Origin of the sequence: Donghicola tyrosinivorans (genome assembly GCF_003003355.1) — a bacterium.
Classification (GTDB): Bacteria; Pseudomonadota; Alphaproteobacteria; order Rhodobacterales; family Rhodobacteraceae; genus Donghicola; species Donghicola tyrosinivorans.
Map to the genome: position 1 here is coordinate 38,780 of NZ_PVTQ01000021.1, position 12,880 is coordinate 51,659.

At 51.1% G+C, this 12,880-nt stretch carries 10 protein-coding genes and 2 pseudogenes; 6 read left to right on the forward strand and 6 right to left on the reverse strand.

Annotated features, from left to right (window positions below):
- Positions 1 to 399 precede the first annotated feature (399 nt).
- The 6 genes and pseudogenes from CLV74_RS19670 to CLV74_RS19690 all read left to right on the forward strand — a co-directional run bounded on the left by CLV74_RS19670 (position 400) and on the right by CLV74_RS19690 (position 5,288).
- A complete protein-coding gene (locus CLV74_RS19670; RefSeq protein WP_106268237.1) occupies positions 400 to 1,845 on the forward strand; it encodes a mannose-1-phosphate guanylyltransferase/mannose-6-phosphate isomerase in 1,446 nt (481 codons plus the stop codon).
- Positions 1,842 to 3,209, forward strand: coding sequence for a phosphohexomutase domain-containing protein (locus tag CLV74_RS19675; RefSeq protein ID WP_106268239.1), 1,368 nt, complete (start codon positions 1,842 to 1,844; stop codon positions 3,207 to 3,209). The genes CLV74_RS19670 and CLV74_RS19675 overlap by 4 nt, the downstream gene beginning before the upstream one ends.
- Positions 3,210 to 3,279: 70 nt before the next feature.
- Positions 3,280 to 3,904: pseudogene (locus CLV74_RS19680) on the forward strand (transposase); the annotation flags it as partial.
- 96 nt (positions 3,905 to 4,000) lie between these two features.
- A pseudogene (locus CLV74_RS23495) lies at positions 4,001 to 4,102 on the forward strand (IS110 family transposase); the annotation flags it as partial.
- A gap of 62 nt (positions 4,103 to 4,164) precedes the next feature.
- Entirely contained in the window at positions 4,165 to 4,470 is a 306-nt protein-coding gene (locus CLV74_RS19685) for a DUF1153 domain-containing protein (RefSeq protein ID WP_245888621.1), read from the forward strand.
- Positions 4,467 to 5,288: an IS3 family transposase gene (locus CLV74_RS19690; protein WP_106268243.1), complete on the forward strand. Its 822-nt coding sequence runs from the start codon at positions 4,467 to 4,469 to the stop codon at positions 5,286 to 5,288. Before CLV74_RS19685 ends, CLV74_RS19690 begins: the two co-directional genes overlap by 4 nt.
- Before the next feature lie 96 nt (positions 5,289 to 5,384).
- On the opposite strand, the gene CLV74_RS19695 is transcribed toward CLV74_RS19690, so the two are convergent.
- From CLV74_RS19695 to CLV74_RS19710, 6 genes are read right to left on the reverse strand one after another with little or no spacing between them, the layout of a single operon-like run.
- Positions 5,385 to 6,476, reverse strand: coding sequence for a glycosyltransferase family 4 protein (locus tag CLV74_RS19695; RefSeq protein WP_106268246.1), 1,092 nt, complete (start codon positions 6,474 to 6,476; stop codon positions 5,385 to 5,387).
- Positions 6,473 to 7,483: a glycosyltransferase family protein gene (locus CLV74_RS22625; RefSeq protein WP_146134989.1), complete on the reverse strand. Its 1,011-nt coding sequence runs from the start codon at positions 7,481 to 7,483 to the stop codon at positions 6,473 to 6,475. Before CLV74_RS22625 ends, CLV74_RS19695 begins: the two co-directional genes overlap by 4 nt.
- A complete protein-coding gene (locus CLV74_RS19700) occupies positions 7,480 to 8,691 on the reverse strand; it encodes a glycosyltransferase (RefSeq protein ID WP_106268248.1) in 1,212 nt (403 codons plus the stop codon). Before CLV74_RS19700 ends, CLV74_RS22625 begins: the two co-directional genes overlap by 4 nt.
- Positions 8,669 to 9,664, reverse strand: coding sequence for a glycosyltransferase family protein (locus CLV74_RS22630; protein WP_146134990.1), 996 nt, complete (start codon positions 9,662 to 9,664; stop codon positions 8,669 to 8,671). Before CLV74_RS22630 ends, CLV74_RS19700 begins: the two co-directional genes overlap by 23 nt.
- Complete coding sequence (locus CLV74_RS19705; protein WP_106268251.1) at positions 9,624 to 10,877, reverse strand: hypothetical protein; 1,254 nt, start codon at positions 10,875 to 10,877, stop codon at positions 9,624 to 9,626. The genes CLV74_RS22630 and CLV74_RS19705 overlap by 41 nt, the downstream gene beginning before the upstream one ends.
- 27 nt (positions 10,878 to 10,904) lie before the next feature.
- A complete protein-coding gene (locus CLV74_RS19710; protein ID WP_106268254.1) occupies positions 10,905 to 12,143 on the reverse strand; it encodes a hypothetical protein in 1,239 nt (412 codons plus the stop codon).
- Positions 12,144 to 12,880: the final 737 nt, after the last annotated feature.

Below are 12,880 nucleotides of genomic sequence, written 5' to 3' on the forward strand. Positions count from 1 at the left end.
TCGCGCAATCTGATTCTTTGCCAAGAGCAAAACCGGCGAGTTTGGAATTCCTGAAAGACGATAAGGCGCTGCTTTTCGACCGCAAACACGCAACTCGCCCATGGGGTTTAAGGCAGAGCGAACAAAAATTGTTCCAAAATGCTAAATTCAGTGGGTTGCTTTTTTGCGAACAATTCACGCTTGGGGATTGAGGTTGTGCGCTGATTCAATCTTGAGCTGCATTGCAAGTACCTTCAAAAGACGTGTTTTTTGGCAGAAAGTGCCTGTTTGAAGTAACGTGGCCTTTCGTTGTTTCTCTACAGAAGGTTCCCCAGAAAGCTGATCTATTGCCTTTCAAAATGAGAGTTTCCCCATTAGTACGACCACAACGGTGCTTTCAGATTTGTCGAGAATTTTCTTATGAACCAATCCATTCATCCAGTCCTTCTTTGTGGTGGCTCGGGCACGCGTCTTTGGCCTTTGTCGCGCAAGTCCTATCCTAAACAGTTCGTGAATCTTTCTTGTGATGAAAGCCTCTATCAAGCGTCAGCGCGGCGTTTGTCTGGCGCGGGTTATGCTGCACCTATTATTGTGACAGGCGCGGATTTCCGTTTCATCGTCATCGAACAACTGGCTGCCGTTGAAATGGCGCCTGCAGATATCTTGATCGAGCCGTCCGCCAAGAACACCGCTGCTGCGATCTGTGCCGCAGCCCTAGCGCTTGAGGCACGGGAAGCGGGCGCATTGATGCTGGTTGCGCCGTCGGATCACGTGATCCCCGATGCCGCGCAGTTCCGAGATGCTGTTGCCGCTGCCGCACCGGCGGCGAAATCGGGCCAGCTGGTGACTTTCGGCATTCGCCCTGACCGCGCCGAAACCGGCTATGGTTGGCTGGAACTATCGCAACCAACCGACGATTTCGGCCCTGTTCCTCAGCCGTTGAAGAGTTTTGTCGAAAAGCCAGACCGCGAGAAGGCCGAGGCGCTATTGGCTGGTGGTATGCATTTGTGGAATGCGGGTATATTCCTATTCTCGACCACGACCATTCTGGAAGCCTTCGCAAAACACGCGCCCGAGGTTCTGGATATTACTCGCGCAGCCTTTGGGGCGGCTGAGAAGGATCTGTCCTTCACACGGCTTGATGCAGATGAGTGGGCTAAGCTGCCCGACATCTCAATCGACTATGCGGTGATGGAGCGGGCGGACAATTTGACGGTCGTTCCTTATTCCGGCGCTTGGTCCGATCTGGGCGATTGGCAGGCGGTCTGGCGTGACGGAGATGCGGATGCGTCAGACACCGTGTTGACTGGGCCCGCGACGGCTTTGGACTGCGAAGGTACGCTATTGCATGCCACAAGTGAGGCGCAGGAACTGGTCGGCATCGGCCTTAAAGATATCGTCGCGGTTGCCATGCCTGATGCGGTGCTAGTTGCCCACAAAGATCGCGCCCAAGAGGTAAAAGCCGCCGTTGCCAAGCTAAAAGAAAAGGCCGTGCCGCAGGCGGAAACTCTGCCGCGCGATTACCGCCCTTGGGGCTGGTATGAGAGCCTTGTTGTGGGCTCGCGCTTCCAAGTGAAGCGGATCGTTGTGCATCCGGGTGCCGCATTGTCGCTGCAAAGCCATCACCACCGCGCCGAGCATTGGATTGTGGTCGAAGGCACCGCCAAGGTAACCGTGGATGATACGGTCAAATTGGTGACCGAGAACCAATCAGTCTACATCCCTCTGGGCGCCGTGCATCGGATGGAGAACCCGGGCAAAGTGCCCATGGTGCTGATCGAGGTTCAGACCGGCAGCTATCTGGGTGAGGACGACATCATCCGCTACGAAGATGTCTATTCCCGCGGACAAGGAGCAAAGGGATGAGCGCGCTAACCTGCTTCAAAGCCTACGATATTCGCGGTCGCCTTGGCATCGATCTGGACGAAGAGATCGCATATCGGGTCGGGCGTGGTTTTGCCCGTGCTTTGGCAGCCAAAACCGTGGTGCTTGGCCGCGACGTGCGCGCCTCATCTGAATCCCTCGCGGCGGCAGTCGCTCGCGGCTTGATGGACGAAGGCTGCACCTTGCTGGATCTTGGCCTGTCGGGTACCGAAGAAATGTACTACGCCACCACCCACTTTGCCGCCGACGGGGGGATTTGCGTCACTGCATCGCACAACCCGATGGATTACAACGGGATGAAGATGGTGCGCGCCGGCTCTGCGCCTTTGGATGCGGCGACGGGCTTGGCTAAGATCAAAGAACTGGCCGAGGCGGATGCCTTCGGCGACGCAAAATCCGGCGAGACGCGGGACGTTGCCGCCGAGGCGCGTGCCGCTTACGTCGAATGCGTTTGTTCTTTCGTGGATGTCCTCGCTCTGAAGCCGCTGAAAATTCTGGTGAACGCAGGTCACGGTGCGGCGGGTCCGACCTTCGACGCGATCTCCGCACGTTTGGCCGAGACAGGAGCGCCTCTCGTATTCGAACGGATGTTCCACGAGCCCGACGGCACCTTCCCGCAAGGCATCCCGAACCCGCTTCTCCCCGAAAACCGCCCCGCGACTGCAGAAGCTGTTGTCGCCGCTGGCGCAGATTTCGGCGTAGCATGGGATGGCGACTTCGACCGCTGTTTCTTCTTCGATCACACCGGCGCTTTCATTGATGGCGAATATGTCGTGGGCCTGCTGGCGGAAGCGTTCCTGAAAAAAGAACCGGGCGCCACGATCATCCACGACCCCCGTGTGATCTGGAACACGCAGGATGTGGTCGCAAAGGCAGGGGGTAAGGCGGTCCAATCCCGCACCGGCCACGCGTTCATTAAACAAGCAATGCGCGACGAGAATGCAGTCTACGGCGGCGAAATGTCAGCCCACCACTATTTCCGCGATTTCGTCTTTTGTGACAGCGGCATGATCCCGTGGTTACTGGTGGCTGAATTGGTGAGTCGAAATGGGCCATTGGCAAATCAGATTGCCGGTCGGAAGGCAGCATTCCCAAGTTCGGGTGAGATAAATTTCACGTTGGAAGACCCGAAAGCCGCGATAGCGCGCGTCCGCCGCGAATTTGAGCAAAAAGCGAAAGAGATCGACGAGATGGATGGCCTTAGCTTTGATATGGGGGATTGGCGGTTCAATTTGCGGAGTTCGAATACGGAGCCGATTGTGAGGCTTAATGTGGAAGTGAAAAATACAAAGTACTGCATTGGAAGTGTTTCGCAGAGAGTGATAGCGGCGCTCACTTCTGATTGAGGGTAATCCCCCTGATCTTAAATGGATGCGGAAGTAGAATTTTATCGGCAGGATGAACGAGGAGATTCCAATGAAGAAGACACGCTTCACAAAAGCCCAGATCATGGGTGTGCTGCGCCAGATGGAAGGCGGCGTTCCTGCTGAAGAGCTTTGTCGCGAGCATGAGATGAGCAGCGCCACGCTTTACAAATGGCGCGCCAAGTATGGTGGCATGGCTGCGAGCTTAATTAGCGAGATGAAAGCGATGGCCGAGGAGAACCGGCGGCTGAAGCGCATGTATGCCGATGTCAGCATGCAGAATGATCTGCTCAAGGAGGCCCTTGGAAAAAATGAAGCGGTCAGCTCAGCGCCGAGAGTTGGCCATGAAAGTGGTGGCGATAAAGGGCATCAGCATTGCGCTGGCGTGCCGAGCGTTCGATGTTAGCGAGACGTGCTACAGGTACAGCCCCAAGCTGGACGACGAGAACGAGCAGATCGCCGATCTTCTGCTTGGACTGACGAAGGCGAAGAAGACTTGGGGTTTCGGCCTGTGCTTTCTGTACTTGCGCAACGTCCAAGGACACGTCTGGAGCCACAAGCGGGTCTACCGGATATACCGTGAATTTGAGCTGAACTTCCGTATCAAGCCGCGCAAGCGTCATAAGCGGGAGAAGCCCGACGAATTGGCCGTGCCAGAACTGCCGAACGATTGTTGGATGTCACCGAGAACTGATGGGGTGGATACCCCCTCCCGACGGCATCGCAACGTGCCAAGGTGATGTGGGTCACATCAGCTGAATGAGGAAGTATCCATGGAACAAGTTAGCATCATCGGCATGGACTTGGCAAAAAGGGTTTTTCAAGTCCATGGCGCCACAGCGGATGGCCAAGTCGCATTCCGCAAGAAGCTTTCGTGTAACGACCCACTGATTTCCTGCTCATGCTATAAAGGAAGAAAATAGCCATGAGTAAAAGTATGGACGAGACCGTCAAACGCTGGACAGCCAAGCGAAAGACCGCCCTGGTGATCGAAATCATTCAGGGCAAAACCACGGTGGCGGAAGCCAGCCGGACCTTTGATCTGACGCCGTCCGAGATTGAAACTTGGATCGACGATGCGAAGAAGGGGATGGAGAATTCCCTGCGCGCCACGCCGCAAGATATCCACGCGCAGTACGAGAAGCAGCTCAAAGACCTGCAAGAAGCCTATGGCGAGGCCATGCTTGAGCTGCGCGCTCGAAAAAAGTTCCAGGCCCTCATGGAGCGGGAGGACGGCAATTGATCCGGACGCTCCATGAGGGCCTTTTGGCGGACGGGATCAAGGTCTCGATCGCCAAACTCTGCGCTTGGTTCGGCGTCCCGCGGCGAACCGTTTACTATCGACCGACAAAGTCGGCGCCCAAGGTTGATCCCCGTTTCGCAGAGCCGATCAAAGCCATGATCGAGGAAGAGCCTTCCTTCGGCTATCGAACCGTGGCCTGGCTGTTAGGGTTCAACAAGAACACTGTGCAGCGGATTTTCCGCATAAAAGGCTGGCAAGTGCGTAAGCGTGCCATCGGGATGCGCCCTCGCATTCAGGCTGTGCCCTCAGTTGCCACGGCGCCAAACGAGCGCTGGTCCACGGATCTGGCCCGCGTCTGGACTGGAAAAGACGGTTGGGCATCACTGGCCTTGGTCATCGATTGCCACACGCGGGAACTTCTGGGCTGGCACATCTCCAGATCCGGCAAAGCAACCACTGCCAGCGCAGCCTTGGAACATGCTTTGATCAGCAGGTTCGGGACCCTTGGCCGCGTCCAGAACGAATTCCTGCTTCGCTCAGACAACGGCCTCATTTTTACAAGCAGGCACTTCACAGCATTGGTCCGCAGCTATGGAATGAAACAGGAGTTCATCACCCCGCATTGTCCGCAGCAAAATGGCATGGTCGAAAGGGTCATTCGTACTCTCAAAGAACAATGCACCCACCGTCACCGCTTCGAGAGCATCCAGCACGCCACGCGCGTCATCGGCGACTGGATCAGTTTTTACAATAACCGCCGCCCTCATCAGGCCCTAGCAATGCGCACGCCTGCCGAGGCATTCAGATTAGCGGCTTAAACTGAGCAGATTCAGCTGGGTCATTACACTTACAACTGTCCTATTGACCCTGACGGTCGACAAATGCCATGCTAGGTCACAGTTTATCCCATTAGCTCAAGAAACTCCGAACTTGCGCCGTGCGAGTTCTGCGAGGTGGTGACGTTGTTCAATTGGCAAAGGTTTGGTGTCTTTAAGCGCGGCTTGCAATCCTGCTTGAGTTGGCGGCACGACCACGCCTATTCCGTCAAGTTTGGAAATTACCTCGGGTAATGCGTTCACATCTGTTACGATTGAGGGGCAGCCCCAGAAAGCGGCTTCTACAACTACGAGCCCGAAACCTTCCAAGCCTATGGTAGGCACTACATTGAAGTTGGAAGTCGCGAATAACCTGTCTCGCTCTTCTTGCGAAACGTGTCCCAATAGCTCCACAGAATCTGATAGATCTTTGTTCTTGATTTTTTCTTCAAGTATAGGTCGCTGTGGACCATCGCCTACAATTCTGAGTACAGCACCACTTGGCAGACTTTTGGAGGCCTTAGCGGCAAGGAAGGCATCTAACAATTGGGCCGTGCCAGTCCGCTCTACAAGTCTGCGAACGCAAATATAGCTAAGCCGCTCACTCTCGGGCGTTTGGGCTGTTGGAGTGTCCAATTCATGTGGTAATTTGATCCTGGGGTAACGGATCGCGACTTTTCTAGATCGGCGAACAAGAAAGGAGTGTTCCTCAAGCAGAACATTGCGGAAAGCCTGCGAAACGCAATAGTTGACGCGACTTCGGCGCAAACAAAAGTGCTCTAGATAATACCTGAGAGTATACCTTATGCGGCTCGCACCTTCGATCTTGGCCTCAAGTCGAGCGGGGCCATGAAAAAAATAGGTGGGTTGCGTCATGCCGAAGAGTGGGAACAGCGCAAAAATAGGTAGGCCCACAGGTATATTATGAATTTCAATCACGTCAGGACGCCAACTCCGGATTTCTCTCAAGAGACGCATCCAGGTGAATAGAAAGTTCTTCTTGAAATTTTTTGAAGGCCCCAAGCTAACCTGTTTGTATTGCGCAGAGCTATCTCCGGAATCCACCTGACCTAATGCGTAGACTCGCACGTCTACTTTTCGTGAAAGAAAGGTGGCTCGGCCGTCAACATATGTGGGTACTCCGCCTGGCTTTTCGGTTGGAAAGGTTGATGAGATAATTGCAATTTTCATGACAGAATTGTTTTCTTGATGAAGGATTGTGCATCTGTTCCGGCTAATAGCGCCAGAGCCTGTTGGATCGAGGCAAGGTTCGTTCGTCGATTGGGATCACTCTCCAAACGTTTGACTTTTTCAGCAAGATCCTCGGCGTTCTCGTACATAAGATCGTCATGATCGCCAAAGATAGCGGCTGCTGTTGGGGTTTTCTTGTGTAATAACAGACCGCCATAAGAAGGAACAAGTATTGTGCGTGATGTTATTTCGTCACCAGTTCCGTGAGCTCCGACTGCTTCCATCAACAATCCTAGTACACAGGTTGAACGCTGGTAAACATCATTGACTGCTCTGCCATAAAGAGCGGGATGTATAACGATGTCTGCCTTGGCATTGCGGAACATATTTGCCGACCACCGATCACCGTAGATTGAAACCCTACCGGAATAGAGTGACGCAAACTCAGCGATACTTTGTTCCTTACCCGGTGAGTGGTGGCCGATAAAGCTCACGCCGATTTCTGGATCTGCTTGCGCTATTGGCGCTACCAGAGCTGGATCATAAAATGGCCCAATGGCTTGAGAATATTTGTTTATGCTATCTCGGAAATAATCTGATAGGTTTGGTTTAGTATGAAAGAACAGATCAATTTCGGACAGGGCATCAACATACTCAGCGCCGTATACAGCAGGATCGAGATCAGGGTATATTCCCACTGTCTTTGCGCCAACAGATTTTGCCGCCAATACAACTTTCCGCGACAGCGATGGCGACTTGAAGATCAAAAAATGTGTCGGTCGTGTTTTTTCTAAATAGTATATTAGCCGCTCGTCAAGCGCTGTTGCCAGAGCACGGCGGTTCCATCGGCGGGCTAAACGGTGTGACTTCGTCGGAACTTCGTGCCAACAGTAAAGCCGGTCATCAAAATTCACCACATCTAGATCACTCGAAACCAAGGCTCTGAAAAGAGGGTATTCATCCAGCCCCGAGGAGGTCCGCAATAAGGAAAGTACAGATGGCTTCATGTGTGTAAGAGTACCTTCTCGATTGTTGTCATCTCGGCGCTGTGTAATGCTTCGACATAGCCACGAATTTCTCTGCGGTTGTTGCGTTGGGCGGCGGCCAACAATATTCTTGCCGCGTGGTCAGGCTCCGCGAGCTGATCGAATTCTAGTACAGTTCCTGTTTTAGCCACGCTGTCACGCATCCCTGAAATGTTGCTTGCGACAACAGGACAGCCCGCTGCGAGTGCCTCGAAAATGAAAACGGAATTTGCCTCCCGCCAACTGGTAACAAGTACAGCATCAAACTGGCTCAACTTTGTCAAAAAATCTAAACGTGTCAGTCCTTGCAAATGTGTCAATTGCGGGCTGGAGACAGACTTTATTTCCTCAATTAACCGATTTTCAAGAGGTCCTTTTCCCACCATGAGAGCTTCGGTCTTGGGCCCGAGTTGTACTGCTTTGGCTAAAACTCGAAGCGCAGCTGTGGGGTTCTTTCTCTGATTCAAGGCACCGGACCAAAGCAGGCATGTGGTTTCTTTGTGGGGTTTCTGGGCGTTGGGATGTGGGACTGAAGCGAGAATACCTTCGAGATCAACTTCACTGTAAAGAGCATCACGTATGAGATGAGGGCGCATTGCAATGGTCCGTGCGAAAACACTACGGTCAGTTTGGGTGGCAAAGAGCAGGGTGAGCGGCTGGCGCCGCAAGCGAATTGCAAAATGAAAGACCGCTCGCTCCAAAAGTATTAAAATGGCGTAAAGGCTGTATTTTACTAAAAGTGATCGGGGGCCGTAGCGCGCAATTGCCCTCAAAGGTGGATATTCTAGTCCAGAAATCGCACCTAGGATGATTTTCTTTTGTACAAACAAGAATGGCAGGTAAAATAAAGCGTTAACCTGACCAGATTTCCAAATCACTGTCTGTGCGTCATTCGTGCGTAAGGCCGCACTATATAGTCGCAACAGGTCGGCGAGAAAATGCAATCGTGTTGGGTGATCTCCATTACTTTTGGCAAAAATCATCGAGACGAAGTTCAGTTTAACCCGATTTGCAAGTCCTTTGTCCACAAGCCACTTGATAATTGATTGACGGTTATCGAGCCGTTCTAGGGTCCACAAGTCGATTGTGGCGCTAGGCTGACGCGCGATCGCCGAAATAGCCTTCAAAGCAATTTGAAATTCAGACCCACGCTCAGGATCTAATAGGTCAGTTATAAGTAGAAAGCGCATTCAGCATCTGCTTTAGTATCGAGTAACTGTGCGAGCCAGTATGGACGAAATGTATGTTAGAGAACAGTGAAGTTAAGTCTGAGGGAAAAGCTGAATTTACAAAAACAGGTTTTCCCGCTTGGGCGGCTTCATATGCTGAAAGGCCGAAGCCCTCATAAACTGAAAAAAAGAAAAATGGGCCATTCTCGTCACGAAGCCAATTTGAATTGAAGCCGCCAAAGGAAAGTACATCCTTGTACTTTGCGAAACGGACGCAGATTTGAGGGTCTACATCGCCATAATGCTGCACGGAATATTGGATGCCGCCTTGAGCATTGAGGGCCCGACATTCTGTCAAAAGCTGCTCCAGTGCGTCCAGATCTTTGGACCCACGGCCCCGTTCGGGATAGAGCCGGCAGGCCGTTACAAAAACCATATTCTTGTCGTGGCACAGTGAATTTTGCATAGGAGAGTCTTCAGGGAGAGATTTCTCAGGTAAATCTATAATCGGCAAAACTATTTCCGCTGGACGGGAAAAGCTACGGGCAGTGGTCTCTGAATTAGCAATCCTTATTTGGGACGCTAATGAGGACACCTTGACGTAAACCATGACCGCAATTGCATGAATGGGGTCGCGCCAAGTGACGGCCAAAGTGTAGGGTACCTGCATATAGACGGCGAATGGGATCCTGTGCCGTATAGCAAACAATATTAAGGGCAAGTCTCGAGGGCCCGAGCTAAAAAGCACTAGTGCACTGGTTCTCTTGACGGTTCCGTTGCTGCAAAGCAGATGCTCCTTCAACTCGAGCAACGCCTTCTTCGCTTCTCGAGCGGTAGTTACCACAAGGGTGACACCTCGTTCGACATAGGCAGTTTCGATCAGTCGCGCGACACTCTCTCCGCCCCCTCGTCCCTCTCCGTGAACGGTTAAGAGAGCGAGATTGGGCAGAATTTCAGGCAGATTGGTAAGGTTTTTTGTTTGTGGCACGGCCAATTAACCTTATGATCGTAGCGATTGTAAAAATTATAATTATATCACGAAACAACTCGTATCCAAGATACAAGAACGCACCGGAGAGGGTCTTGGGGTAAATCGTAACGGCTTTGCTCAATTGATAGGCGAGCAGTGCAATAATAGTACTTGGTGAGAAATGCAGAATTCGCAGTAGATAGCGATTCAGTGCGGTTGCAAATGCCGCGACAATGAAGAAATTTAAGAATACGCCAATATAGCCACCAGCCAGAAGCCCGTGCCCTAACAGCGTCAAGGGTAGAGAAACACCTTCTTTGTAGTCGATCCCGAGGTATCTATCTAGAAAATACTCTGCACCGTCAACGCTGCCTTCGAACTGAACCCCAAACCACCGCATCGGGATCGAGCCAATTCTTTGAAGGGCGTCGGTGAACAGCGACGGGTCTGCCCCCCTAGTTTGCCATGCTGAATAGCTAAAATGCCAGTAGGGTTCAGATAGGCGAAAAAGAAAAGAGAAAGAAGTGCTTTCATAGTTATCTCGTTGGGCCCCCCATATCGCGATCAGTGCTAGTGCCATACCAGCTAAAATCATTGTCTTTCCGAGATTCGCGAATTTGCGCATAGCGATCGCAAGGAAATTTGAGTAGGTGACACGTGCTGAAGGCCCATTTTCGGCGCGATTCTTCAATAAGTTTCCCAGAAAAATGGATATTAACGTCGATAAAACTAACCCTCTAGAGCCCGAGGCAGCCAAGACTCCCAGAAAAGTAAAGACGGAAACGTCGATAAGAATTCGTTTCGTTGCTTTGGCGTGTTGCCGTGCCAGGAAAATATAAGTTGCTCCAACTATCGCAGCGCCGTTTGAAATGATCGCAATGCGCAAGAGCCCGCTGCGGTTCGCGATGCCAGTGGATACGTCGTCTTGGCGATAACTCAGGCCACCGCCCGCTAAATCAATCATACACCACAAAAGCAAAAGAAATGCCACGAAGTTTGCATTAGGAAAGCGAAATTGTCTAACAATAAGACCTCTTTGTCTTTCTCGGAAAGCCCAAGAAGCTATTGAGATTGCAGAATAAATAACCACTCCATTGATAAGGGGCGTGGCTATGTTTAGTTCATCCCGTGAAAAAATGATACCCGCAAAACCGCTGTAGACAACTACTATTGGAATGAGTCCAAATATCGCGATGGACGACCATAGGAACATTCGGATGCCAATTAGAGATATCATGAAGCCGCTCTTGTTGCCAATTTTCTGCTACGCGCTTTTAGTTTGCATTTTCTTACGCCACCGCAGATAGCTAAACGAAAGTCCAATCGTAAATCCTGGGGCTGCGGCCCAAAGCGGCCATACTTCTTTAGAAAGCTGTTCTCCAGTCCACAATGATTGAAAAGCCGCTGCGAGACAAAGCAGAATTGATGTACTTATTGCAAGGGAAAACGCTAGAAGCCTAACCTGGGAAGTTGGTAAGTAGTCGGCAAATGCAAATCCGAGCGTCAGTGGGTAAAGTGCAACATATACGGCCAGAGCTCGTAGAATAGTGCGCGTCCCCCCGTTTTCAAGGTCCGGCAAAATAAGAAGATGCTGCTCGGTGAAAGATTCAAAGTTCCAGAGAAGAAGGGCTACAATCTGGCAGATGATACTAATGATAGCGAACCTACCTGAGGACTTTTCGCCAAGAAAGTTCTCGCGTTCGCTAGAGGCAAAGACCTGACGGAGCGCTGTTGCCTCAGCATTTAGAAACCCAGTCGAGGTATATGCGGCTTCGCTTTTGTTGTTCTCATGCAAGAATGCGAAGTCTGACACTACAATGAATGCCATCATAAGCTGTTGCTCATAGCTCAACCTGAAAGCGCGAAGGATACCGTCCAGTCGAAGCAGTGATCTATTATAAGTAATTGCCAGACGCAGATCGCGTATTAAATCAGTCAGATTAAAACGGAGGTTCCTATATAGCAGAGCAATCGTTGCCGCGGCAAAAGCATTAGAAATAAGAACACCTAAAAACGACAGGTTGAATCCGACAACGAGTACTATTACTGCAGCCAGCCTTGTCACTGCTCCGATGAGTTGAAACCTCCAGAACCGCGCAAGATCAACAACTTGTTGCTGACTGCTGGCGGTAAAGCTCAATAGCTGAAGAGTGAAAGCGAGGAGAAACAGGGTAACGAAGAAAAACAGTTTTTGTTCGCTGGTTGTGTACCAGATGATGAATGTAAGTATTGCAAAAATAACTGTGCAAGATGCAGAAATGGCTATACTGATTGACGAACGTAAATGAATCTGACCAACTTTCCAACCGTTCAGAAGGCGGCTCTTATGATTGGAGGCGATTGAAATAAGTAAAGTTTGGATAATGAGTGAAAGCAAACCAGCTTGCACAAAAAACTCGGTTTCGGAAGGGGCGTTTTTAACGGCCCAAGAATAACCAAGTACTCCTGATAACATAGAGATTGCAGTGCATAGCAGGCGTGTGAGTAAGTTAAGAAGTTTCATCGCTTATTATTTTGGATCGTGTGCATTTGCGATCAGTAAGCGCTCCATCACGAAGTCTTTCTTGTTTAATTTGCAATCGCCAGCTCGAAAGGATCCGAGAAATACCACGGTTAGGAGCTTTCGAACTGGAGAAGTCTCGTTCGCTCGATTTTGGGTGTGCTCTTCTATAATCGTGGGTGTGGTCAGACTGAAGCGAAGGGAAATCAGTCAACTATCATATCAATAATAATTCAGATTAAGGCCTAGTTATTATTGAATAAAGCGACTTTCTTTTCAAGTGCTTTATATTTCTCCAATCAGCGATCTAAAAACCTTCGGGCACGTGATTTCCAGTCGCATACCTTTTGGCGTCTGTCAACGGCAGAGTAAGATCTGGCCACAGAGCGGCGCAAAATTAGCGCGCTTTAATGCATGTACCTGAGGTCGTTGGGAGGGGGTAGCTTGACTAGGGGTCTTTGGGTGCGTTGCGGTTTTGCTGTGCCTACCAACTCTGGACCACCCGAAGCTGGAGTTTCGGACCTTGCTCACGATGACGGGCTGGTTGCGTCACCGGGAAAGTGCAATGCGCTCGGGACGTTATATCCGATGGCGCTGTGTGGTCTGTCGTCATTGTAGAGAGGTGGTCGCGGGATTTCGGACCAAGTGCTAAGCTGTAGCGCCTGAGGAAGAACGCACAGAAATGACCAAACGGAAACGCTATTCGGCAGAGTTCAAGGCGAAGGTGGCTTTGGAGGCCA